Below are 24,972 nucleotides of genomic sequence, written 5' to 3'. Positions count from 1 at the left end.
TTGCGCATCGGCAGGTTCAGACATAATTTTTATTTTGACAACTGAAATTAATAAGGGCAATTTTTGCCCGTCTCGGCGAATCTGCCGAACCAGCCATACGCTGGCTGCATCCATAGGGAGGATACACATGCGTAATGCAATCGTGCTCGCCGTGATCGCGGCGACGGGGTTTTCCTCTGCTGCACTGGCAGAGGGCAAAAAGATCGGCGTTTCCTGGGGGAGCTTTCAGGAGGAGCGCTGGAAAATCGACGAGGCCGCCGTCAAGGCCGCACTGGAAGCCGCTGGCAACGAATACGTCTCGGCTGATGCTGAATCGTCTTCGGCCAAGCAGCTGACCGACGTTGAAGCGCTGATCGCTCAGGGCGTTGACGCGCTGATCATCAACGCCTGGGACAAGGACGCCATCGCACCGGCCATCGAGGCTGCCGCGAATGAGGGCATTCCGGTTGTCGGCTATGACCGTCTGATCGAAGATGACCGCACCTTCTATCTCACGTTCGACAACGTCGGCGTGGGCCGGATCATTGCCGAAAACGTCTTTGCACAGGCCCCGACCGGCAATTATGCCATCATCAAGGGCGATCCGGGCGATCCGAATGCCGGTTTCCTGCTGCAAGGCATGATGTCGGTGATCCAGCCTGCGATTGATGCGGGCGATATCACCATCGTCGGCGAGGCCTTCTCGGATGGATGGAAGCCGGAAAATGCCCAGAAGAACATGGAGCAGATCCTGACCGCCAACAACAACGACGTTGACGCGGTTCTGAGCCAGAACGACGGCATGGCCGGTGGCGTTGTGGCTGCATTGGGCGCACAGGGCCTGACCGTTCCGGTTGGTGGCCAGGATGGCGACCATGCCGCGATCAACCGTGTGGCCCGTGGCACCCAGACCGTTTCGGTCTGGAAAGATGCGCGCCAGCTGGGCAAGGCTGCGGGCGAAATCGCCTCGGCTCTGGCAGAGGGTGCCGCGCTGGACTCGATCGAAGGCGCTTCCAAGTTCTCGGACGGCGAAAAGGGGATCGAGATGAACGCGATCCTGCTGGCGCCAACCCCACTGACCAAGGAAAACCTGAACGCCGCGATTGACGCAGGGCACATCACCAAGGCCGCTGCCTGCGAAGGCGCTGCTGCCGGCGTTGTCGGCTGCGAATAAGATCTGACCTGGCGCGGCGGCCCGAACGGTCGCCGCGCCTGCCTTTTACGACATCCTGACCGCCTGATACGCGCGTTGCCGGTCCCGTGGCCCAAGCCACGCACCGGGCTGCTGTTTTTGCACGATGTCCCTGTCCCCCATAGCGTTGGACGATGCCATGACCCAGACTCCCCTTACTTCCCCCCCCGCGATGCCTGCCTCGGCGGCCGTCAGCGGCAACCCGGTAAAGCGCTTTCTGGCCGCCACCGAGATTGACACCCGCCTGCTGGGCATGCTGGCCGCCCTGATGCTGATCTGGGGTGGCTTTCACATGTACGGGGCCATCGTGAACGGCAATGGCGCGTTCCTGACCCCGCGCAATCTGTGGAACCTGTCGGTGCAGACATCCAGCATCGGGATCATGGCGACGGGGATGGTGCTGGTGATCATCACCCGCAACATCGACCTGTCGGTCGGGTCGATGATCGGCGTGACCGGCATGACCATGGGCATCCTGCAGGTGGATGTGCTGCCGCAGATCCTTGGGCTGGGACATTGGTCGATCTGGATCATCACGTGTATTGCCGGGATCATTCTCGGAACGCTGATCGGCGCGCTGCATGGCTGGCTGATCGCCTATCGCGGCATTCCGTCGTTTATCGTCACGCTGGGCGGGCTGATGGTCTGGCGCGGGATGGCGTTCATCTCGAACGGTGGCAAGACGATTTCGCCGGTCGACAGCACATTCGCGCTGCTGGGTGGTGGCCCCGGCGGCAATGTGGGCGCGACCGGCAGCTGGATTGTCGGCGCGCTGGCCTGTGCCGGGGTGGTCTGGATGCTGATGAACGGGCGCAAACAGCGGGTGAAGCACGAATTCCCGCTGCGCCCGATGTGGGCAGAGGTGACTTTGGGGGCCATCGGCTGTGGCGCGATCATCGGGACGGTGCTGCTGATGAACGCCTATCCGCTGCCGCGCGGCATTCTGCGCCAGATGGATCTGCCGGATGATGCCTTTGTCTCGCACGGCTTTGCCATTCCGGTACTGATCATGCTGGGCGTCGGCATTCTGATGACCGTGCTGATGACCCGCACCCGCTTTGGCCGCTATGTCTTTGCCATCGGCGGTAACCCCGAGGCTGCAGCGCTGGCGGGCATCAACACCCGCTGGATGACGATGAAGATCTTTGCGCTGATGGGCGCGCTGACCGGGATTGCGGCGGTGATCGCCTCGGCCCGTCTGAATTCGGCCACCAACGCGCTTGGCACGCTGGACGAGCTGTATGTGATTGCGGCAGCCGTCATTGGCGGCACGTCATTGGCTGGCGGTGTGGGCACGATTTACGGTGCCATCCTTGGCGCGCTGGTGATGCAGTCCTTGCAATCCGGCATGGTGCTGATCGGCTTTGACGCCGCGATTCAGCGGATCGTCGTGGGCATGGTTCTGGTGCTCGCCGTCTATCTCGACAACCTTTACCGCGCCCGCACGAAGTGAGGAGGCAGATATGACCACGAACACAGGAACCCCCTTGGTCGAGATGCGCGACATCTCGATTTCCTTCGGCGGGATCAAGGCAGTCGATCACGTCAGCATCGACCTGCATCCGGGTGAGGTTGTGGGCCTGCTGGGCCACAACGGTGCGGGGAAATCCACGCTGATCAAGTGCCTGTCGGGTGCCTATCAGAAAGACGCCGGCGAGATCTATATCAACGGCGAAAAGGCCGAGATCGGCAATCCGCGCGACGCCCGGCACTACAACATCGAGACGATCTATCAAACCCTCGCCTTGGCCGACAATCTGGATGCGGCGTCGAATCTGTTTCTGGGGCGCGAGCTGGTGACGGCGGCGGGTTTTGTCGATGATGCCCGGATGGAGGCAGAAACCCGCAAGATCATGGCGCGGCTGAACCCGAACTTCCGCAAGTTCAACGTGCCGGTGTCTGCCCTGTCAGGCGGGCAGCGCCAGTCGGTCGCCATTGCGCGGGCGGTGTATTTCAACGCGCGTATCCTGATCATGGACGAACCCACGGCTGCGCTTGGCCCGCAGGAAACCCAGATGGTGGCCGAGCTTATTCAGGAGCTGAAGCGGCAGGGTCTGGGGATCTTCCTGATTGAGCATGACATTCATGCGGTGATGGACCTGTGTGACCGCGCGGTGGTGATGAAGAACGGCCAGCGGGTCGGCACGGTGAACGTCGGCGATGTGACCGATGACGACATTCTGGGCATGATCATCATGGGCAAGAAACCCGCAAAGGCCTACTGATGTATATCGGGCTGGATCTGGGCACATCGGGACTGAAAGGCATTCTGATGTCCGACACGCAGGAGGTGATGGCCGAGGCCACCGCCCCCCTGACCGTACAGCGCCCGCACGAGGGGTGGAGCGAGCAATCGCCGAACGACTGGATTGCCGCCGCGGAAACCGTGATGGATGCGCTGGCGGTGCATGGTCTGGGTGCGGTGCGCGGCATCGGGTTGTCGGGTCATATGCACGGAGCCACGCTGCTGGACGCGTCCGATCAGGTGCTGCGGCCCTGCATCCTGTGGAACGACAGCCGCAGCCATGTGGAAGCGGCCGAGCTTGACGACGACCCGATGTTCCGGCGGCTGACCGGCAACATCGTCTTTCCCGGCTTTACCGCGCCGAAACTGATGTGGGTGCAGGCGCATGAACCGGGCACTTGGGCCAAGGTGGCCAAGGTGCTGCTGCCCAAGGATTACCTGCGCCTGTGGCTGACCGGCGATCATGTGGGCGAAATGTCGGATGCGGCGGGTACGGCCTGGCTGGATACCGGCGCGCGCGACTGGTCCGATGATCTGCTGACCGCGACCGGGCTGTCGCGCGATCATATGCCAAGGCTGGTGGAGGGGTCCGAGGTGTCTGGCACTCTGCGCGCCGGGTTGGCGTCGCGCTGGGGCCTGCCTGCAGGCGTGGTCATCGCGGGCGGTGGCGGCGACAACGCGGCATCGGGCGTTGGGGTCGGTGTGGTGCGCGCCGGTGAGGCGTTTGTGTCGCTGGGTACGTCGGGCGTGCTGTTTGCGGCCAACGATGGCTATCAGCCCGACCCGGCGACGGCGGTGCATACCTTCTGCCACGCGCTGCCGGGCACCTGGCATCAGATGGGGGTGATCCTTGCCTGCACCGATGCGCTGAACTGGTTTGCGGGGCTGACCGGCAGCGATGCGGCCAGCCTGACCAGCAATCTGGGGGCGCTGCAGGTGCCCGGCAAGACGCTGTTCCTGCCCTATCTGGGCGGCGAGCGGACACCGCTGAACTCTGCTGCGGTCCGGGGCGCGTTCATCGGGCTGGAACATGCGACCGACCGGCAGGCGGCAACGCGCGCGATACTCGAAGGCGTAACATTTGCCTTCCGCGATTGTCGCGATGCCTTGGCCGCCACCGGCACCCGACTGGACTCTCTGCTGGCGGTGGGCGGCGGGTCGAAGTCGGACTACTGGTTGCGTGCCATTGCAACTGCGCTGGACTGCCCGGTGCAGGTGCCGGTGGCGGGTGATTTCGGTGGGGCCTTTGGGGCCGCACGGCTGGCGCTGATGGCCGCCACAGGTGCCGGGGCCGAGGTGGCCACCTTGCCCGCCATCGCCCGCGTCATCGACCCCGATCCGGCGCTTAAAGACGCCTTCGACGCGGGCCATGCCCGCCACCTTAACGCTCAATCTGCCATCAAGGGCCTGACATGACCGATTTTTTCAAAGATATCCCCGCTGTCAAATATGAGGGCGAAAGCGCCACCAGCGAATATGCCTTCCGCCATTACAACCCGGATGAGATTGTTCTGGGCAAGCGGATGGAAGATCATCTGCGCTTTGCCGTCGCCTATTGGCACAGCTTTGCATGGCCCGGCGGCGACCCGTTCGGCGGCCAAACGCTGCAGCGGCCCTGGTTCGGCGACAGCATGGATCTGGCCCGGCTGAAAGCCGATGTGGCGTTTGAGATGTTCGATATTCTGGGCGCGCCGTTTTATTGCTTCCACGATGCCGATGTGCGCCCCGAAGGCGCAACGTTTGCCGAGAGCAAACGCAATCTGGATGAAATGGTCGACTACCTTGGCCTGAAGCAGGAAAGCCACAAGACGCAGCTTCTGTGGGGCACCGCGAACCTGTTTTCCAACCGGCGCTGGATGTCGGGGGCGGCCACCAACCCCGACCCCGATGTTTATGCCTATGCCGCCGCAACGGTGAAGGCGAACATGGACGCCACGATGAAGCTTGGCGGCCAGAACTACGTGCTGTGGGGCGGGCGAGAGGGGTATGAAACCTTGCTCAACACCGACCTGAAGGCGGAACGCAAGCACGCGGGCCGGTTCCTGCAGCAGGTGGTGGAGTATAAACACAAGATCGGCTTCAAGGGCGCGATCCTGATCGAGCCAAAGCCGCAGGAACCCAGCAAGCACCAGTATGATTATGATGTCGCCACGGTCTACGGCTTCCTGAAGGACTTCGGGCTGGAAAAGGAAGTGCAGACCAATATCGAACAGGGCCATGCCATTCTGGCCGGCCATTCGTTCGAGCATGAGATCGGGATGGCGGCGGCCTTGGGGATTTTCGGGTCGATCGACATGAACCGGAACGATTACCAGTCTGGCTGGGATACCGACCAGTTTCCCAACAACCACGCCGAAAAGGCGGTGGCGTTCTACGAGATTCTGCGCGCGGGTGGCTATACCACCGGCGGCACAAACTTTGACGCCAAGATCCGCCGACAGTCGCTGGACCCGGAAGATCTGATCCTCGCCCATGTCGGCGGGATGGACACCTGCGCGCGGGCGCTGAAATGCGCCGCCGCGATGATGGAGTCGGATGAGATGGAGGCCAACCGCCGCGCCCGCTATGCCGGGTGGGAAACCCCCGCCGCGCAGGCCATGCTGACCGGCGGGCTGGAAGCAGCGGCCGCACGGGTGGAAGCGGAAGGTCTGGAACCGCAGCCGGTATCGGGCCGTCAGGAGCGGCTGGAGAACCTGTGGAACAAGTACATCTGAGGGGGGTATGATGGACCGGCGCAGGGTACTGGGCTTGGGGGCAGCGGCAGGCATTGCCGCGCTGTTGCCGGGGCGGGCGATGGCCGCCGCTGACCCGGTGCCGGTTCTGACGAACTGGTACAAGCTGACCCTGCAACTGGTGCGGCACACGGCAACCTATTCGCCCCCGGTCGCTGCGCGGGCCTTTGGCTATCTGGGGGTCACCGCCTATGAGGCGGTGGCGGCCTGTGACGGGGCGATGACCAGCCTTTCCGGGCAGGTGAACGGGCTGACGCCGCTGCCTACGCAGGGCGCAGGCGCGCATGATGCGGCAGCGGTACTGCAGGCGGCGCTGTCGGGGGCGGTGGCGCATTTCTTTGCCAACACCGGCCCTTCGGGTCAGCGGGCACTGGCCACGATGACCCGCACGCTGGATGCCAGGGTGACCGAGGGTCTTGCCCCGGATGTGGCCGCACGCAGTGCGGTGCTGGGGCAGGCGATTGCCGCGCATATCTGCGGCTGGGCCGACGGTGATGGCGGCGCGGTGGTCGAGAATATGGGCTTTCCGCAAAGCTACACCGCGCCCGGCGACCCGGCGGCATGGGTGCCGACCAGTCTGGTCCGGCAACAACAAGCTCCATTGCTGCCCGACTGGGGCAATGTGCGGCCCTTTGCGATGCCGGTGGGCAATGCTTGCGCCCTGCCCCCGCCCCCGACCTACAGCGAAGACCCGGGTTCGGCCTTTTATGCCGAGGCCATGGAGGTTTACACCGTGACCCGCGCGCTGACCCCCGAACAGACGCTGATCGCGCGATTCTGGTCGGATGACCCGATGTTGTCCTCCACCCCGCCGGGGCACTGGATTTATGTCGCCAATGATCTGATCACCCGCCGGCAGTTGCCGCTGGCTGTCAGCGTCGATGTGATGGCGCGCTTGGGGGTTGCGATGGCCGATGCCTTCATCGGCTGCTGGCATGAAAAGACCGGATACAACCTGCTGCGCCCCGTGACCTATATCAACCGGGTGATCGACCCGGCGTGGAAACCGCTGCTGATCACCCCGCCGTTTCCCGAATACCCATCCGGCCATTCCACCGTTTCGGCAGCAGCGGCGACGGTGCTGACGGCGGCCTTGGGCGACGGCTACGCCTATGAAGATTTTACTCATGAGCGCGAGGGGATGGACGGGCGGCCCTATGCCAGCTTCTGGGACGCCGCCAATGAGGCCGGGATTTCGCGGCTGTATGGCGGGATACATTTCCGCGCCGCGATTGAGCAGGGGCTGGATCAGGGCCGCTGCATCGGGGCCCATACGGTGGCACTAAGGACATTGGCATGAGGGGTTGGGTTTTCTGTCTGGTGCTGGCCGGGCCTGCGGCGGCACAGGATGTGCCGCAGTTTGTCGAAGAAACGGGGCCCTCGGGTCTGGCGCACCAGTTCAGCGGCGAATGGGAATACATGGTCGGCGGCGGCGTGGCGGCGTTCGACTGCAACGGCGATGCCTTGCCCGATCTGGCGCTGTCGGGCGGCACCGCGCCTGCGGCTTTGTTCGTCAATCAAAGCGTGGCGGGTGGGGCACTGGCCTTTGCGCCTGTTGAGTCCGGGATCGAGATGGCGGCGGTGACGGGCACCTACCCCATCGACATCGACAGTGACGGCATTACCGATCTGATGCTGTTGCGGGTGGGCGAGAACGTGGTGATGCGCGGCTTGGGCGACTGCCGCTTTGAGCGCGCGAATGAGGCCTGGGGGTTTGACGGCGGCGACGCATGGTCCACCGCCTTTGCCGCGATGTGGGAGACGGGGGCAAGCCTGCCGACGCTGGCCATCGGCAATTACATCAACCAGCGTGAAGAGGCTTACCCCTGGGGATCGTGCACCGACAACTGGCTGCACCGGCCCGAAGGCACCGGCTACGCCGCACCGCTGGCGCTGACGCCCAGCTTTTGCGCGCTGTCGATGCTGTTCACCGACTGGAACGGGTCAGGCAAAAAGTCGCTGCGGGTGTCGAATGACCGCGAGTATTACGAGGGCGGGCAGGAGCAGATGTGGCATCTGGAGGCCAGTCAGCCCCCGCGCCTGTATACCGAAGCCGAGGGCTGGAAGCGCCTGCGGATCTGGGGGATGGGCATCGCCAGCACCGATCTGGACGCCGATGGCTACCCTGAGTTCTACCTGACCAGCATGGCCGACAACAAGCTGCAACGGCTGGTCACCCCGGCCCCGGATGCGGAACCCGATTACACCGATATTGCCTGGGCACGCGGTGTGACCGCGCACCGGCCGTTCATGGGCGAAGATCTGCGCCCATCCACCGGCTGGCACGCGCAGTTTGCCGATGTGAACAATGACGGCCGGGCGGATCTGTTCGTGGCCAAGGGCAATGTCTGGGAAATGCCCGATTTTGCCATGGCCGACCCCAACAACCTGCTGTTGCAGGGCGAAGACGGGGTGTTTGTGGAAGCCGCCGACAAGGCCGGGGTCGCCAGCACGCTGGCCGCGCGCGGGGGCGCGGTGGTGGATCTGAACGGCGATGGCGCGCTGGATCTGGTGGTGGTCAACCGCAACGCACCCTCGCAGGTCTGGCGCAATGCGGGGCCTGTCGGCAACTGGGCCCGCATCGATCTGCGCCAGTCGGGGCCGAACGCCACGGGCATTGGTTCATGGGTCGAGGTGCGGACGGGTGATCATCTGCAGCGGCAAGAGATCACTTCCGGCGGCGGCCATGTCAGCGGCATCTGGGGGTCGCAGCATTTCGGGCTTGGCGAAGCGGAAAGCGCCGAAGTGCGGGTGATCTGGCCCGATGGCCGGGTGACAGAATGGCAAGAGGTGCGGGCAAACACGGTGGTGACGGTCAGTCCAGAGGATTGACCTGCCGGTGGCGCGGCGCGGTCAGCTCGGCATTCACCGCGCCCCCCAGCAGCACCGCCAAAACCCCCAGATACAGCCACATCAGCAGCGCCACCACAGCGCCGATAGACCCGTAAATCCGGTTGTAGCTGTCGAAATTCGCCAGATAGGCGGAAAACGCAAAGCTGACCGCCGACCATGTCAGCGCCGCCACCACCACCCCTACAGACACCCATGGCCGACCGTTGCCGGAGGGCAGGTTCGGGCCGAAGTGATACAGGATCGACAGGCAGCTGAGCACCAGAACGAACATGGCCACCCATGGCAGAATGCTCAGAAACCACTCTTCCGCCGGACCAAAGTCAATGAATTGCAGGATAAGCGGCACCAGAACAATCGTCGCCAACCCGACGATGATGGCAAAGATCAGCGCCAGCGTCAGCGCAATATCGACCACCCAGCCCCAGATCCAGCCACGGGCCGGTGCGCGGTTCACCACATCCAGCCCGGTGATCAGCGCCGACACCCCGGCGCGGGCCGAATACAGCGCGATCATCAGCGAGACAAAGGTGGCCCACCCCAGCGTCGCACGCGGCGTGGACAGCAGGCCCATCACCTGATCATGGATCAGCAGGGCGGCATCGGCGGGCAGGAACTGCTCGCCCACATCCAGATAGTCCTCAATCACCTTGGGGTCTGCCATCAGGCCCCAGATCGCGACGCTGGCGGCAAGGCCGGGGAACACCGCAAACATGGCGTAAAACGCCACACCCGCCGCGATAAGGCCGAAGTGACCATCATTGATCCGGCCCCAGACCGCCGAAAGAAAATCGAATAGCCTGAAAAGCCGCTGCATCATCTGCCCATCTACGCCGGTTATGTGCCCCTGTGCAACGTGCAGGGACTGCCTTTGGTTCACCTTGCACAACCTGTTTTCCAGTGGAATGATAGCGCCAACAAAAGGATTTCCCATGACTTATACCCCAGATCCCGACCGCTATTCCCGCATGACCTATCGCCGCTGTGGCGCATCGGGGCTGAAACTGCCTGCGATCAGCCTGGGCCTGTGGCACAATTTCGGCCACGACACCCCGCATCAGACCAAGCGTGACATCTGCCGCACGGCATTCGACCACGGAATCACCCATTTTGATCTGGCCAACAATTACGGCCCGCCCCCCGGCAGCGCCGAAGAGGCGTTCGGCGAGATTCTGCGCACTGATTTCGCCGGGCACCGGGATGAGCTGATCATCAGCTCCAAGGCTGGCTATCTGATGTGGCAGGGGCCTTATGGCGAATGGGGCAGCCGCAAGACGCTGATCGCGTCCTGTGATCAGAGCCTCAAGCGTATGGGGCTGGATTATGTCGATATCTTCTATTCCCACCGCTTCGACCCCGACACCCCGCTGGAAGAAACCATGGGCGCGCTGGACCAGATCGTGCGGTCAGGCCGGGCGCTGTATGTGGGCATCTCCAGCTATTCCAGCGCCAAGACGCGCGAGGCGGCGGCGATTCTGAAATCGCTGGGAACGCCCTGTGTGATCCACCAGCCCAGCTATAACATCCTCAATCGCTGGGTGGAAAAAGACGGTCTGCGCGAAACGCTGGGGGAGCTGGGAATCGGATCGATTGCCTTTACACCTTTGGCGCAGGGGATTCTGACCAAGAAATATCTGGGCGGAATTCCGGATGGCAGCCGCGCGGCGCAGGGCAAAAGCCTGAACCCCGGCACCATCACCCCCCCCGCGATTGAAAGCGTGAAGGCGCTGGACGCCATTGCGCAGGCGCGTGGCCAGACGCTGGCCCAGATGGCGATTGCCTGGGTGCTGCGCGAGGAAAAGATCACCACCGCACTGATCGGCGCATCAAAACCGGAACAGGTGGTCGATTGCGTCGGCGCCATCGGCAATCTGAGCTTTAGCGCCGAAGAACTGGCGCAGATCGACCAGGTGGCGGCGGAAGAAGACATCAACCTGTGGGCACGGTCCTCGGCAGAATAACCCCCGGAAATACCTAAAACACCATTCTTTAAGCCCCGGTTTACCGCGCCCGTGTAAACCGGGGATGGGTGTGAAACATGGGTGTGTGGATGGCAGGGCAAGCAAATGCCGCGCCAGTCATCATCAAGCGGAAGAAAAAAGTCATCAGCGGTGGCCACCACGGGGGGGCGTGGAAGGTTGCCTATGCTGATTTCGTGACGGCCATGATGGCCTTCTTCATGCTGATGTGGCTGCTGAGCGCGACGACAGAACAACAACGCAGGGGGCTTTCGGATTATTTCAGTCCGACCGTTCCCCTGAGCCGGATTTCGGGCGGGGGCGACGGTGCCTTTGGCGGCGATTCTCTGATGTCAGAGGATACGCAGGCGCAGAACGGCACCGGGGCCTCGGCGCAGTCTCCGTCCGATCAGCGGCAGGCACGCGGCGACTCCACCGCCGAGGGCGAAACGGCAGCCTCCGAAGAAGAGCGGCTGGCAGAGGTGCAAAAGGCCCTGATGGCGCGCAGCGGCGAAAGCATGACCATGGAACGGCTGCTGCGCCACGTGGTCACGCGTGTGACCGACGAAGGGCTGGTGATCGAACTGTTCGATCTGGAACAGGCCCGGCTGTTCGAGGGCGAAACCGCCACACCGACAAAGACCCTGCGCGATCTGTCACTGGTGTTGGCCGATGTGCTGCAGGCCACCCGCAACCCGCTGGCGGTGGGGGCGCATGTGCACAGCTACCCTTTGATGATGCGGGATAATCCGGTCTGGCCACTGTCAGCGGCACGGGCCCAGGCCGGGCGCGAGCTGTTGCGCGGCCACGGCGTGCAGGACAACCGCTTTGCCCGCGTTACCGGCTTTGCCGACCGCAAACCACTGACCCCGGACCCTTCGGTGATCAGGAACAACCGGCTGGAGGTGATCTTGCTGCGCACCAACCGCTAGCCGGTTTGGTCAAACTGTCGGTATTAGCTGGCTGTTAATCGCCATGCTGCAGGGTGCGAGGCACATAGAGGCATCGACCTGTAGAAAGGCGGAATTGATGACTATTACTTCCTCGCTGAATGCGGGCGTTGCAGGTTTGAACGCGAATGCGATGCGACTGGCAACCATTTCGGACAATATCTCCAACGCTTCGACCTTTGGTTACAAAAGGGCCGCCACCGAATTTGAAAGCATGGTGCTTTCAGCTGGCGGTGGCGGCAAATACTCGGCGGGCGGCGTCCGCGCCACCAGCCAGCGGCTGATCGACGAACAGGGCGGTCTTGTCGGCACGTCAAACGCGCTGGATATTGCGGTGGCGGGCCGGGGTATGCTGCCGGTAATGCCCGCCGTACGGCTGTCGGAAAACGCCACCGGCGCACAGCCGATGCTGATGACCACCACCGGATCGTTCCGCCTGGACAAGGATGGCATTTTGCGCACCGAATCCGGGCTGGTGCTGATGGGCGTGCCGGCCGACCGCGATGGCAACATTCCGAACTTCTCACGCGATACAACATCGGGGCTGAAGCCTGTGGTGGTTCCCACCAACCAGACCGTCGCCGATCCGACCACCAAGGTCAGCCTTGCCGTCAACCTGCCCGCGACCGAAACCAATGTCGGCGCGCCGGGCGGCGGTATTCCGCTGCGGATCGAATATTACAACAACACCGGCACGGCGCAGTCGCTGGATGTCACCTTTACGCCCGTTGTGCCGGTGGCCCCTGCCACCTCTGCGTCCAACAGCTGGACCCTTGTCATCCGCGACAGCGCCTCGGCCGGGGCGGTGGTCGGGGAATACACGCTGGTGTTCGATGATACCCGCGGGGCCGGGGGCACGCTGGCATCGGTCACCACCGTGACGGGTGGTGCCTATGACCCCACCACCGGCGCAATGGAGCTGACCGTCGCCGGTGGCCCGATCGCCATGACCATCGGTCGCCCGGGCGATCAGACCGGGCTGACGCAGCTGGCCGACAAGTTCGTGCCCGGCAACATCTCCAAGAACGGCTCGCCCACCGGCACGCTGACCGGGCTGACCATTGATGAGAATGGCTATCTGCTGGCCAGCTATGACACCGGCTTTATCCGCAGGGTGTATCAGATCCCGCTGGTCGATGTGCCCAATCTGAACGGGCTGACCGCGCTCAGCGCCCAGACCTTCATGATTTCCTCAAAATCCGGTGCCTTCTTCCTGTGGAACGCCGGCGAAGGGCCGACCGGCAGCGTTCAGGGCTTCGCCCGCGAAGGGTCGACCACCGATATCGCCGCCGAACTGACCGCGCTGATCACCACGCAGCGGGCCTATTCATCGAATGCAAAGGTGATCCAGACCGTCGATGAGATGTTGCAGGAAACCACCAATATCAAACGCTGAGGATCTGAAAGATGAGCATTGCATCCGCGCTGAACTCGGCGATCTCGGGGCTGTCCGCCACATCGCGGATGGCCGATGTCACCGCCAACAACGTCGCGAACGCGCTGACCGAAGGCTATGCGCGGCGCGAGGTTCAGCTTTCGGCCAGCAGCCGCGGGCTTGGCGGCGGCGGGGTTACCGTCGCCGGCATCGCCCGCCAGATCGACAGTCTGCTGCTGCAGGATCTGCGACTGGCATCAGCGGCCGTGGGCGCACGCGCCCCGGCGGCGCAATTTCTGTCGCGGATGGAAACTGTGATGGGAACCGCCGATAAAGACGGGTCTCTGGCGGCGCGGATCGTCACCTTCGAACGCAGCCTGATAGAGGCGGCCGCCCGGCCAGAAGTGGATGCAAGGCTCGCCTCGGTGGTCGATGCCGCCCGCAGCCTGACCCAGGGCTTTGGCCAGATGGCCGAGGCGATTCAAACCGAACGACAGGCCGCCGATGCCCAGATCGCGGTGGAAGTCCGGCGGTTGAACGACGCGCTGGCCGGCGTGGCAGAGCTGAACACCCGCATTCAGTCTTTTGCAGCATCGGGACGTGAGACCAGTGCATTGAAAGACCAGCGCCAGCAACTGATCGATTCCATATCCGCCATCGTCCCCGTGCGTGAAGTGCTGCGCGACAATGACAAGATCGCGCTGTACACCACTGGCGGCACCATTTTGCTGGAAGGGCAGCCGGTCCAGATCGGCTATACCGCGACCGGGATGATCACGCCCGATATGTCGCTCGCCGCCGGCAGCCTGTCGGGGCTGAGCGTGAACGGCACACCGCTGTCCACCTCGCCTGCGGGTGGACGGCTGGGCGAAGGGCGGTTGTCGGCGCTGTTCGAACTGCGCGACACGCTGGCCCCCGAAGCGCAGGCCAATCTGGACGCTCTGGCCCGCGACCTGATTGACCGGCTGGCAGATCCGGCTGTTGACCCTACCCGTGCGCCCGGCACGGCGGCGCTGTTCACCGATGGCGGCAGCGCCTTTGACCCGCTGAACGAGGTGGGGCTGGCCGGGCGCATTCAGCTGAACGCGCTGGCAGATCCCGATGCAGGCGGCGACTTGTGGCGGCTGCGCGATGGCCTGGGCGCAGCGGCCCCCGGCCCCACGGGCTATGCCGGGCAGTTGAGCGCGCTTTCCACCGCGCTGAGCGCGGTGCGGGCGCAGGCCTCGGGCGGGCTGTCGCCCGGTGCGCGCAGCCTGTCGGGCTTTGCCTCCGACATCGCCTCGTCGCAATCGGTGAACCGGCTGAGCGCGGATGCGGGCACCGCCTTTGCCTCGGCCCGTGCCGAAGGCCTGCGCTCCGCGCTGCTGCGCGACGGGGTCGATACCGATCAGGAAATGCAGAACCTGCTGGTGATCGAACAGACCTATGCCGCGAATGCAAAGGTCATCCAGACCGTCGACCAACTGATCAAAATTCTGCTGGGGTTGTGACATGACAATGGTATCCTCGGGCGATCTGGCCCAGTCCCTTTTGCTGAAATCCCACACCGCCCGGCTGAAGGGAGAGCTTGGCCGTCTGACCCAGGAATTCGCCGCCGGGCGCGTCAGCGATGTCGGGGCAACGCTGAACGGCGACCTGACCCGGCTGACCTCGGTCTCACGCGCCCGGACCATGACCGCAGGCTATCAATCCGCCGCGCGCGAAGCGTCTTCGCACAGTGCAGCGATGCAATCGGCACTGAAAACGATTGCCGAAACATCAGGTTCGCTGGTGGGTCCCTTGCTGACCGCCTCGCAGCTGAACACTGAAGACAGCGTTGCGCTGACCGGGGTGGATGCGCGGGGCCGGCTTGACGCTGTTCTGGCCACGATGAACATTTCGGCGGGCGGGCGGTCGCTGTTTTCCGGCCAGGCGCTTGACCAGCCCTCGGTCGCCGGGGCCGACACGATCCTGACCGCTCTGCGCGCCGAACTGGTGGGTGCCGTCACAGCGCAACAGGCGATGGACCGGATTTCCGACTGGTTTGACGACCCCGCAGGCTATCGCGCCCTGGCCTATCAGGGCGGCGTGCCGCTGGGGCCTGTTGCGGTGTCGTCAACCGACCGGGTCTGGATGGGCGTCACCGCCGAAGATCCGGCCTTCCGCGCCATGCTCAAGGGGATGACCGCAGCGGCGCTGCTGGACGATCCTGCCACCCCCCTGCCCGCGACCGAAACCAAAACGCTGGCGCGGCTGTCGGCTGAGACGTTGCTGGCCGGAAACGAAGCCATGATCACCCTTGCCGCACAGTTGGGCATATCGGAAGGCCGGATCGAGGCCGCCCAAAGCCGCAACGCGGTGGATCTGCTGGCGCAGGAAATGGCGCAGGCCGATCTGGTGCGCAGCGACCCCGAACGTCTGGCCATCGAGCTGGAGGCGGTGCAGACCAATCTGGAATCGGTCTATGCGATCACCGCACGGCTGTCGCGGATGTCGCTGACGGATTTCCTGCGATGATCCGCTGGCTGATCATTGCACTGGTCGCGCTGTGCTGTGGCCCGGCGGCGGCCGATGCGGTGCGGATCAAGGATCTTGTCGAATTTGACGGGGTGCGGGGCAATGATCTGGTGGGCTACGGGCTGGTTGTCGGGCTTAATGGCACCGGCGACGGCATCCGCAATGCCCCCTTCACCGAAGAAATCATGTCGAACCTGCTGGAACGGCTGGGCGTGAACGTGGCGGGTGAGGCGTATCGCCCCAGAAACGTGGCCGCCGTCTTTGTCACCGCCAGCCTGCCGCCCTTTGCCCGCGCCGGCGGGCGGATTGATGTGACGGTTTCGGCCATCGGCGATTCCAAAAGCCTGCTGGGCGGCACACTTGTGATGACCCCACTGAACGGCGCGGATGGCCAGATCTATGCGGTGGCGCAGGGCACGATCATTGCCGGTGGCATCGCCGCTGAGGGCGAGGCCGCCCGGGTGGTGCAGGGGGTTCCGACCGCCGGGGTCATCCCCGCGGGCGCGCGGGTGGAGCGGGAGATTGATTTTGACTTCACCATGCTGCGGTCCATCCGGCTGGCCTTGCGTAACCCCGATTTCACCACCGCCGCCCGGATTGAAACCGTGCTAAACCGCGAATTTGGGCAGCGCATCGCGCTGATGCTGGATTCCGGCACGGTAGAGATGAACGTGGCGGCGGCGGGCATGCGATCACCCGCGCATGTGATCGGGCGGATCGAGAACCTGACCATTTCGCCGGAAACCCGGGCACGGGTTGTGGTTGATCAACGGTCGGGCACCATTGTGATCGGGCAGGATGTGCGGATCAGCCGGGTCGCGGTGGCGCAGGGCAATCTGACGCTGCGGATTGAAGAGGCCCCGATGGTGGTTCAGCCCAACCCCTTTGCCGAAGGCGAAACGATGGTGGTGCCGCGCACCAATGCCAATATCAAAGGCGATCCGGGCAATGGGCTGGCAGAAGTGTCGGGCGGCACATCGTTGTCAGAGCTTGTGGCGGGGCTGAATGCACTTGGCGTCGCCCCGCATGACATGATCGACATCCTGAAAAGCATCAAGGCCGCGGGGGCTTTGCATGCGGATTTTGTGGTGAACTGAGTGTGCCATGTCGGGTTATAAGTTGGCAGGCGCGCGCGCGGACTGGTTTTGCGCGACAAGACCGGGGCGGCGATGGTCCCGCGTGCCGGTCACAAGACAGGCAAGCGCGCTATTCCGCCAAGGTTGCCGGGCGCGATATAATGCGCGTTTCCCGTGCCCGACCGGACCGTCAGCCCCAGGTCGGGTGAAAACGGCCGGCGGGGGACAGGGTGAAAATCTCGCACCCCGTCGCGGTGACGCCCACCGAATGTTCAAACTGCGCCGACAGCGATCTGTCACGGGTCACCGCTGTCCAGTCATCGGCCAGAACCTTGGTCTCGGGGCGGCCCAGATTGACCATCGGCTCGATGGTGAAGAACATGCCTTCCTCCAGCACCGCGCCGCCACCCGGGCGGCCATAGTGCAGCACATTGGGCGGGGCGTGGAACACCCGGCCCAGACCATGTCCGCAAAAATCGCGCACCACCGACATGCGGTTCGCCTCGACGTAGGTCTGAATCGCATGGCCGATGTCGCCAAAGGTGTTGCCCGGCATCACGGCGGCAATGCCGCGCATCAGGCCCTCATGGGTCACATCGATCAGCCGCTCGGCCTTGCGCGGCAGGTTTCCGGCCACATACATCCGGCTGGTATCGCCGAACCAGCCGTCGACGATCACCGTCACGTCAATGTTCAGGATATCGCCATCGGCCAGCAGCTTGCCGCCCGGAATCCCATGGCAGACCACATGGTTGACCGAAATACACGACGCGTGTTTATAACCCTTGTAGCCGATCGTGGCCGAGGTCACGCCGCGCCGGGCGATGTCTTCGCGGATGAAATCGTCCAGCTCTGCCGTGGTGGCCCCCGGTTTCACCAGCCCGGCAACCGCATCCAGAATCTCTGCCGCAACCTGCCCTGCGGCGCGCATTCCGGCAAAATCCGCATCCTGATATATGCGGATTCCGTCTTTGGTGCTGCGCCCGCTTGTGTCGTGCATGTCATATGTCCTTTGCATGCTGCCCTAGATAGGCAAATCGGCACGGCTTGACCAGAGGGGCACAAGACCGCAGAGCAGGGTTTGAAACCGCGCGGGTCCGACCTATACCCGGACAGGACCAACAAGGGGTAAAACGATGGAAGACCGGGCGGCAAATCCTTCTGCAGCAATGCTGGTGATCGGCGACGAAATCCTGTCGGGCCGCACCCGCGACTCGAACATGCATTATCTGGCGGGGGAACTGACCCGCCACGGCATCCGACTGATGGAGGTGCGGGTGGTGCCCGATGACCACGCCACCATTGTTTCTGCGGTGAATGCGTTGCGGGCGGCCCATGACCACCTGTTCACCAGCGGCGGCATCGGGCCGACGCATGATGACATCACGGCCGAGGCGATTGCCGCGGCTTACGGTGTGGGCATCAGCCAACGCGCGGATGCACTGGCGCTGCTGGCCGCGCATTACGAGCGGTCTGGGATGGAGTTCAACGACGCGCGCAAGCGTATGGCCCGTATTCCCGATGGCGCGAGCCTGATCGACAACCCCGTCAGCACCGCGCCGGGGTTCACCCTTGGCAATGTGCATGTGATGGCGGGTGTGCCGAACATCTTTCAGGCAATGGTCGCCAGCGTGCTGCCGACCCTGACCGGCGGCGCACCACTGCTGAGCCAATCGCTGCGGGTCAACCGGGGCGAGGGTGAGGTTGCGGGGCCGTTCGGCGCACTGGCGGCCGAATTCCCTGATCTGAGCATGGGGTCTTATCCGTTTATCCACAACGGCGCGCATGGCACCAATCTGGTGATCCGGGGCACCGATGCCGGGCAGATCGGCCGGGCGATGACCCGGCTGGCGGCGCTGTTCCCATGAACTCGCAGGCGCTGGCCGATGTGATGGAGCAGACCTGGCCCCCGGCGCGCGCCTTTGCCGTCGGGCCATGGTGCATCCGTGACGGGCAAGGCGGCGGCAAGCGGGTGAGTGCGGCCACCGCCGGGCCGGGCTGGAGTGATGAGGCGATCCCGCTGGCCGAGGCGGCAATGGATGAGCTTGGGCAGGCCCCACTGTTTCTGATCCGGCAGGGCGATGATCTGCTGGATCAGGCGTTGCAATCGCGCGGCTATCGGGTGGTTGATCCGGTGGCAGCATATGCCGCCCCCTGCGCTGCGCTGGCGGACCCTGAACCACCGCCGATGGCGGCTTTCGCGCATTGGCCGCCGCTGGCGATCTGTGCCGAGATCTGGGCCGATGCCGGTATCGGCCCGGCGCGGCTGGCGGTGATGCAGCGGGCCACCGGGCCGAAATGCGCCATTCTGGGGCGGGCGAATGACCAGCCCACCGGCGTGGCCTTTGTGGCGATCCATCAGGGCGTGGCAATGCTGCACGCGCTGGAGGTGCGCACAGCCGCCCGTCGGCAGGGTTCCGCGCACCATATCATGCGGGCGGCAGCGCAATGGGCGCAACAGAACGGGGCAGACAGCCTGTCATTAGTGGTGACAGTGCTGAACAGCCCGGCGCGCGCCCTCTATGCTTCCCTTGGGATGAAGGTTGTGGGACAGTATCATTATCGGCAGCGATAAGCCCGAAGAGGCGACGGCAGGTGAAAAAGACCGGAAAGACCCTTCTTTCAGCGCTTGCGCTGACGCTTGTGGCACCCATGGGGCTGGCACAGGTGCTGGTGCTGGACATGCCTTTTGCGGCGGTGCCCAGTGTGGCCAGGACCGAAACGCTCACCTCTTATGCCCTGCCGGTCGCCGCCTTTGCGCATGGCGCGGTGCCGGCCCGCACGGTCGAAGGCCCGCTGCACCAGACCGCCTGGCGGATCGATGCGGCGGGGGCTACCACGCTGGAACTGTTGGCCCCTTTACGCGGGCAGCTGGACGCGGCAGGCTTCACCCCGGTGTTTGAATGTGAGGCGGCAACCTGTGGCGGCTTTGATTTTCGCTATGGCACGCAGATCTTGCCGGAACCCGAAATGCATGTCGATCTGGGCGATTACCGCTTTTACGCGGCCGAGCGCGGGGCTGAGGTTGTCAGCCTGATCGTCAGCCGCACGGCGGCGGCGGGCTTTGTGCAGATGATCCATGTCGGCGGGCGGGTCACCGCCACGCCGTCGCTGACCACATCGACCAAAGCGCCGGACCCGGCACCGCAGCCCATTGCCGCAACGGCCCCTTTTGGCGCACGCCTGCTGTCAGGTGGGGCGGTCGCACTGGAGGATCTGGTGTTTGCCTCCGGTGCCTCAACCCTTGCCGAAGGGCCGTTTGCATCGCTGAGCGCACTGGCCGACTGGTTGCGGCAGCATCCGACGCTGACCGTGGCGCTGGTCGGCCATACCGATGCGTCAGGCGGGCTGGAGGGGAATATCGCCCTGTCCCGCAAACGGGCCGAGGCGGTGCGGCAGGTTCTGATCACGACCGAGGGCATCCCCGCTGCACAGCTGGAGGCACAGGGTGTGGGCTATCTGTCCCCCCGCGATACCAATCTGACAGATGAGGGGCGCGAGAAAAACAGACGTGTCGAAGTCATCATGACCTCGACCGCAGTGCCGCCCCAGGACCCGCCAACGGGTCAAGGTCAGTAACAGATCACCACTTATCAGGGCCCTTGTCGGAATAGCGGCGAGCCAGAAAATCGATGAAGGCCCGCACCTTGGGCTGGGTAAAGCGGCCCGGCGGGTACACGGCATAGATACCAAGCACTTCGGTCGGCAGACCCGGCAAAGCCTCTTCGATCTGGCCGGCCTTCATCGCATCAGCGTACAGAAAGCTGGGCAGATAGGCGATTCCAAGACCGGAAATCGCTGCATTCAGCAGCGATTGCCCGTCATTCACCGTCAACCAACCCGCAGTGCGCACCTGCCGCTTTTCCCCCGAGGGTGCCGTGATCTTCCACACATTGCCGTTGGCCTGATTGGAATAGTGCAGCAGCTTGTGTTCGTTCAGGTCATCGATTTTCAGCGGGCGGCCATAGCGCTGGAAATAGCTTGGGGATGCGATCATCCGCTTGGTGGTATCGGTCAGTTTGCGGGCGCGTAAGGAGCTGTCTTCCAGCTCTCCCACGCGGATCGCCATGTCAAAGCCTTCGCTGATCAGTTCCACATAGCGGTTGTTCAGCACCATGTTCACGGTGATATCGGGGTATTCCAGCAGGAAGTCGCCCAGAATCGGCGACAACAGATTGACCCCGAAATCGGTTGCCACGCTGATGCGCAACAATCCTGACGGGGCCGACTGCATGGAAGTGACCAGCGCGTCCGCCTCTCCGGCATCATTCAGAACCCGGCGGGCGCGGTCATAATAGGCAAGGCCGATCTCGGTCGGGCTGACGCGCCGGGTCGTCCGGTTCAGCAGCCGCGCGCCAAGCCGCGCCTCCAGTGCCGACACATGCTTTGACACGGCAGATTTGGAAATGCCCATCTTTTTTGCCGCATCCGTGAAGCCGCCCTGGTCTACGACCGTGGCAAAGGCTTCCATTTCAGTCAGTCGGTCCATTTTATTCCCCAGCAGGCAGCAATACGGGTGTGTCAGATGGTATTGATCCTGAAATCGGGCAGGATCGCGGCAGATGTGCGTCCTATCCGGGGAATTCCCATGCACCGTTCCGAAAAGGGAAACAGATCTCAACACCTTAGGGTTCCGCTTTTGCCCAAACTCCGCGCAGTGATTTTGGAAACGATCGGGTTTTGTGCAACAGTAATGCGGCAATCGTGCCATAAAGTCCTATATTGCCATCTGAGCCCTGCCTGCTGCTATTCAGAACCTGACCTCACGAGAAGTATCCCATGTCGATCAAGGCCGCGATTCACCACCTGACGCATTACAAATACGACCGTCCGGTCACGCTGGGGCCGCAGGTGATCCGCCTGCGTCCTGCCCCGCACAGTCGGACCCGGGTGATCTCGCATTCGCTGAAGGTCAGTCCGGGCGGGCATTTCGTGAACCACCAGCAGGACCCGTTCGGCAACTGGATGGCGCGCTTCGTGTTTCCCGAACCCGTGCGCGAGTTCAAGATCGAGGTTGATCTGGTCGCCGATATGGCGATCTACAACCCGTTCGACTTTTTCGTAGAAGAAGCGGCGGAAACATGGCCGTTCGAGTATCCGGCAGATCTGACGGAGGATCTGGAAATCTACCGCCGCAAGGAACCGGCGGGGCCATTGTTGCAGGCGTTTCTGGAAACGGTGCCGAAAGACCGCATCCGCAGCGTGGATTTCGTGGTGAACCTGAACGCGATGGTGGCGAACACCCTGCGCTACACCATCCGCATGGAACCCGGCGTGCAGACGCCCGAGGAAACGCTGGGCGTGCAAAGCGGGTCATGCCGCGATTCCAGTTGGCTATTGGTGCAGGCACTGCGGCATCTGGGTTTTGCGGCGCGGTTTGTATCGGGCTATCTGATCCAGCTGAAACCGGATCTGAAAGCGCTGGACGGTCCTTCGGGCACGGAAGTGGACTTCACCGATCTGCACGCATGGTGCGAGGTGTATCTGCCCGGTGCGGGCTGGGTGGGCCTTGACCCGACCAGCGGCCTATTGGCCGGGGAAAGCCATATTCCGCTGGCCGCCACCCCGCATTACCGCAACGCCGCCCCCATTTCCGGCATGGCGAGTTACGCAGAGGTCGATTTCGCCTTTGACATGACGGTCGCCCGCGTGGCCGAACATCCGCGCATTACCAAACCGTTCAGCGATGATGCATGGGATCAGCTGAACGCGCTGGGGCAAAAGGTGGATGCCGCGCTGGACGCAGGCGATGTGCGGCTGACCATGGGCGGCGAGCCGACCTTTGTGTCGATTGATGATTTCGAGGCCGAAGAGTGGAACACCGCCGCCGTCGGCCCCACCAAGCGCGTGCTGGCCGACCAGTTGATCCGCCGCCTGCGCGACCGTTTTGCGCCGGGCGGGTTTTTGCATTACGGGCAGGGCAAATGGTATCCCGGCGAAACCCTGCCACGCTGGACGTTTTCGCTGTACTGGCGCACCGATGGTCAGCCGATCTGGTCCGACCCCGCCTTGATCGCCGAAGAGGGCGCGCAGACTGGGGTGACCACAGAGGATGCCCAGCGTTTGCTGGCACAGATCGCCGAGGATCTGGCGCTGGAGGCCGATTGCATCGTACCCGCCTATGAAGACCCGGCGCAATGGCTGGTCAAAGAGGCGAACCTGCCCGACAACGTGACGCCCGCCAATTCCAAGCTGAAGGACCCCGAAGAACGTCACCGTCTTGCCACCGTGTTCAACCGGGGCCTGACCAACCCGTCGGGCTTTGTGCTGCCGGTGCAAAGCTGGCAAAGCCAGGCATCCGGGCGGCGTTGGCGCACGGAAAAGTGGAAGCTGCGGCGCGGACATATGTTCCTGGTGCCCGGCGACAGCCCGGTCGGCTACCGCCTGCCCCTGGAAAGCCTGCCATGGCTGCCACCCTCGCAATACCCCTATATCAACCCGACTGATCCCACTGTTGACCGCGCACCGCTGCCGGTTCCCAATGCCCCGGAGGTGACAGAACAGCGCCCGCAGGCCTCAGCCAGCTTTACCGCTGGCGGGGCGCAGGGCGCTCAGATCGAACAGGGCACCGGCGAGGCTGAACTGGATGGCCACATCCGCACCGCCCTGTCAGTGGAACCGCGCGACGGGCGGCTATGCGTGTTCATGCCGCCGGTGGTCTCCGTTGAGGACTACCTCGACCTGGTCCGCGCGGCGGAAGAGGCGGCGAAGAAGCTGGGGCTTCAGGTCCATATCGAAGGCTACGCCCCGCCGCATGACCCGCGCCTGAACGTCATCCGCGTCGCCCCCGATCCGGGGGTGATCGAGGTGAACGTGCATCCGGCTCACAGCTGGCAGGATTGCGTGGATATCACATCCGCGGTGTATGAAGAGGCGCGGCAATGTCGCCTTGGGGCCGACAAGTTCATGATCGACGGCAAGCACGCGGGCACGGGGGGCGGCAACCATGTGGTGGTCGGCGGGGCCACGCCGAACGACAGCCCCTTCCTGCGCCGGCCGGACCTGTTGCGCAGTCTGATCCTGCACTGGAACCGGCATCCGTCGCTGTCCTACCTGTTCTCGGGCCTGTTCATCGGGCCCACGTCACAGGCCCCGCGCATGGATGAGGCGCGGCATGACGCGCTGTATGAGATGGAAATCGCACTTGCCCAGATCCCCGCCCCCGGGCAAGGCGCAGCCCCAATGCCATGGCTGGTGGACCGTCTGCTTCGCAACATGCTGACCGACGTGACCGGCAACACCCACCGGGCCGAGATCTGCATCGACAAGCTGTTCTCACCCGATGGACCCACCGGGCGCCTTGGTCTGGTCGAGTTCCGCGGGTTTGAGATGCCGCCGGACCCGCGCATGAGCCTGTCGCAACAACTGCTGATCCGCGCGCTGATTGCCCGGTTCTGGGCCACACCGGCGCAGGGTGAAATGACCCGCTGGGGCACCGCTTTGCATGACCGTTTCATGCTGCCGCATCATGTCTGGCAGGATTTCCGCGACGTGCTGGCTGATCTGGCGCAGCACGGCTTTGCGCTGGATGAAGACTGGTTCAAGGCGCAGGCCGAGTTCCGCTTCCCGTTCTGCGGCGAGGTCGAATACGAAGGCGTGCATCTGGAACTGCGTCAGGCGCTGGAACCCTGGCATGTGCTGGGGGAGACCGGGGCCATCGGCGGCACCGTGCGCTACACTGACAGCTCGACCGAGCGGTTGCAGGTCAAGCTGACCGCGCCCGACCCGTCCCGCTATCAGGTGCTGTGCAATGGCCGCATGATGCCGTTGACCGGTGTCGGCGCTGGTGAGGCTGTGGCGGGCCTGCGGTATAAGGCGTGGCAGCCGTCTTCCGCAATTCATCCGGTGCTGCCGGTCGATGCGCCGCTGACCTTTGACATCTACGACACATGGTCGGCACGCCCGCTTGGCGGCTGCGTCTATCACGTCGCGCATCCGGGCGGGCGCAATTACGACACCTTCCCCGTGAATGGCAACGAGGCCGAAGCGCGCCGTCTGGCTCGGTTCGAGGCCAGCGGCCACCGCCCCGGCCATCATCCGCGCCCGGTTGCCGAACGCGCCCACCGGGAATTCCCGCTGACGCTTGACCTGAGGCGTCCCATAGGGCTCTAGTCCCCCG

General features: G+C 63.8%; 20 protein-coding genes. 17 read left to right on the top strand and 3 right to left on the bottom strand.

Going from position 1 to position 24,972, the window contains the following annotated elements:
• The first annotated feature begins 127 nt into the window (after positions 1–127).
• The 7 genes from Q7J44_RS01210 to Q7J44_RS01180 all read left to right on the top strand — a co-directional run bounded on the left by Q7J44_RS01210 (position 128) and on the right by Q7J44_RS01180 (position 8,980).
• Positions 128–1,153 (top strand): substrate-binding domain-containing protein, encoded by a 1,026-nt coding sequence (locus Q7J44_RS01210; protein WP_304876215.1) that lies wholly within the window; start codon positions 128–130, stop codon positions 1,151–1,153.
• Between the two features lie 190 nt (positions 1,154–1,343).
• Positions 1,344–2,624, top strand: a complete 1,281-nt coding sequence (locus Q7J44_RS01205) for a sugar ABC transporter permease (protein WP_304876368.1) — start codon at positions 1,344–1,346, stop codon at positions 2,622–2,624.
• 10 nt (positions 2,625–2,634) lie between these two features.
• The gene (locus Q7J44_RS01200) at positions 2,635–3,396 is read left to right on the top strand and encodes an ATP-binding cassette domain-containing protein (protein WP_304876213.1); all 762 of its coding nucleotides are present in this window, start codon (positions 2,635–2,637) and stop codon (positions 3,394–3,396) included.
• The gene (gene xylB / locus Q7J44_RS01195) at positions 3,396–4,832 is read left to right on the top strand and encodes a xylulokinase (RefSeq protein WP_304876211.1); all 1,437 of its coding nucleotides are present in this window, start codon (positions 3,396–3,398) and stop codon (positions 4,830–4,832) included. Before Q7J44_RS01200 ends, xylB begins: the two co-directional genes overlap by 1 nt.
• A complete protein-coding gene (gene xylA / locus Q7J44_RS01190) occupies positions 4,829–6,130 on the top strand; it encodes a xylose isomerase (protein WP_304876209.1) in 1,302 nt (433 codons plus the stop codon). Before xylB ends, xylA begins: the two co-directional genes overlap by 4 nt.
• A gap of 10 nt (positions 6,131–6,140) precedes the next feature.
• Positions 6,141–7,448, top strand: a complete 1,308-nt coding sequence (locus Q7J44_RS01185) for a vanadium-dependent haloperoxidase (protein ID WP_304876207.1) — start codon at positions 6,141–6,143, stop codon at positions 7,446–7,448.
• A complete protein-coding gene (locus tag Q7J44_RS01180) occupies positions 7,445–8,980 on the top strand; it encodes a CRTAC1 family protein (RefSeq protein ID WP_304876206.1) in 1,536 nt (511 codons plus the stop codon). Before Q7J44_RS01185 ends, Q7J44_RS01180 begins: the two co-directional genes overlap by 4 nt.
• On the opposite strand, the gene Q7J44_RS01175 is transcribed toward Q7J44_RS01180, so the two are convergent.
• Positions 8,964–9,815 carry a YihY/virulence factor BrkB family protein gene (locus Q7J44_RS01175; protein ID WP_304876204.1) on the bottom strand — a complete coding sequence of 284 codons (852 nt, stop codon included), beginning with the start codon at positions 9,813–9,815 and terminating at the stop codon, positions 8,964–8,966. The two genes, Q7J44_RS01180 and Q7J44_RS01175, sit on opposite strands and share 17 nt — an antisense overlap.
• 115 nt (positions 9,816–9,930) lie before the next feature.
• Between Q7J44_RS01175 and mgrA the strand changes: the two genes are divergently transcribed.
• The 6 genes from mgrA (at position 9,931) to Q7J44_RS01145 (ending at position 16,874) form a co-directional block, all read left to right on the top strand.
• Complete coding sequence (mgrA, locus tag Q7J44_RS01170) at positions 9,931–10,959, top strand: L-glyceraldehyde 3-phosphate reductase (RefSeq protein ID WP_304876202.1); 1,029 nt, start codon at positions 9,931–9,933, stop codon at positions 10,957–10,959.
• A gap of 89 nt (positions 10,960–11,048) precedes the next feature.
• A complete protein-coding gene (locus Q7J44_RS01165) occupies positions 11,049–11,888 on the top strand; it encodes a flagellar motor protein MotB (protein ID WP_304876200.1) in 840 nt (279 codons plus the stop codon).
• Positions 11,889–11,985: 97 nt separating this feature from the next.
• Entirely contained in the window at positions 11,986–13,302 is a 1,317-nt protein-coding gene (locus Q7J44_RS01160) for a flagellar hook protein FlgE (RefSeq protein WP_304876198.1), read from the top strand.
• A gap of 11 nt (positions 13,303–13,313) precedes the next feature.
• Positions 13,314–14,771 (top strand): flagellar hook-associated protein FlgK, encoded by a 1,458-nt coding sequence (gene flgK / locus Q7J44_RS01155; RefSeq protein ID WP_304876195.1) that lies wholly within the window; start codon positions 13,314–13,316, stop codon positions 14,769–14,771.
• A gap of 1 nt (position 14,772) precedes the next feature.
• Positions 14,773–15,777, top strand: a complete 1,005-nt coding sequence (locus Q7J44_RS01150; RefSeq protein ID WP_304876193.1) for a flagellar biosynthesis protein FlgL — start codon at positions 14,773–14,775, stop codon at positions 15,775–15,777.
• Positions 15,774–16,874: a flagellar basal body P-ring protein FlgI gene (locus Q7J44_RS01145; protein ID WP_304876191.1), complete on the top strand. Its 1,101-nt coding sequence runs from the start codon at positions 15,774–15,776 to the stop codon at positions 16,872–16,874. Before Q7J44_RS01150 ends, Q7J44_RS01145 begins: the two co-directional genes overlap by 4 nt.
• A 169-nt stretch (positions 16,875–17,043) precedes the next feature.
• Here Q7J44_RS01145 and map read toward each other — a convergent pair whose 3' ends face one another.
• The gene (gene map / locus Q7J44_RS01140; RefSeq protein ID WP_304876190.1) at positions 17,044–17,853 is read right to left on the bottom strand and encodes a type I methionyl aminopeptidase; all 810 of its coding nucleotides are present in this window, start codon (positions 17,851–17,853) and stop codon (positions 17,044–17,046) included.
• A 136-nt stretch (positions 17,854–17,989) separates the two neighbouring features.
• Here map and Q7J44_RS01135 point away from each other — a divergent pair, with 136 nt between their 5' ends.
• The 3 genes from Q7J44_RS01135 to Q7J44_RS01125 are packed head-to-tail and all read left to right on the top strand — an operon-like array spanning position 17,990 to position 20,432.
• Positions 17,990–18,721, top strand: a complete 732-nt coding sequence (locus Q7J44_RS01135; protein ID WP_304876188.1) for a molybdopterin-binding protein — start codon at positions 17,990–17,992, stop codon at positions 18,719–18,721.
• On the top strand, positions 18,718–19,428 hold the full coding sequence (locus tag Q7J44_RS01130; protein WP_304876187.1) for an N-acetyltransferase: 711 nt from the start codon (positions 18,718–18,720) through the stop codon (positions 19,426–19,428). Before Q7J44_RS01135 ends, Q7J44_RS01130 begins: the two co-directional genes overlap by 4 nt.
• Before the next feature lie 20 nt (positions 19,429–19,448).
• Positions 19,449–20,432 carry an OmpA family protein gene (locus Q7J44_RS01125; protein WP_304876185.1) on the top strand — a complete coding sequence of 328 codons (984 nt, stop codon included), beginning with the start codon at positions 19,449–19,451 and terminating at the stop codon, positions 20,430–20,432.
• A gap of 4 nt (positions 20,433–20,436) precedes the next feature.
• Here Q7J44_RS01125 and Q7J44_RS01120 read toward each other — a convergent pair whose 3' ends face one another.
• Positions 20,437–21,342, bottom strand: a complete 906-nt coding sequence (locus tag Q7J44_RS01120; protein WP_304876183.1) for a LysR family transcriptional regulator — start codon at positions 21,340–21,342, stop codon at positions 20,437–20,439.
• Positions 21,343–21,632: 290 nt separating this feature from the next.
• Here Q7J44_RS01120 and Q7J44_RS01115 point away from each other — a divergent pair, with 290 nt between their 5' ends.
• Positions 21,633–24,965: a DUF2126 domain-containing protein gene (locus Q7J44_RS01115; RefSeq protein WP_304876181.1), complete on the top strand. Its 3,333-nt coding sequence runs from the start codon at positions 21,633–21,635 to the stop codon at positions 24,963–24,965.
• The last annotated feature ends 7 nt before the right edge of the window (positions 24,966–24,972 follow it).

Origin of the sequence: Pseudotabrizicola sp. (assembly GCF_030656345.1) — a bacterium.
Classification (GTDB): Bacteria; Pseudomonadota; Alphaproteobacteria; order Rhodobacterales; family Rhodobacteraceae; genus Pseudotabrizicola.
Note: the sequence above shows the minus strand (reverse complement) of the source record. Positions and strands in the feature narration are given on the sequence as shown.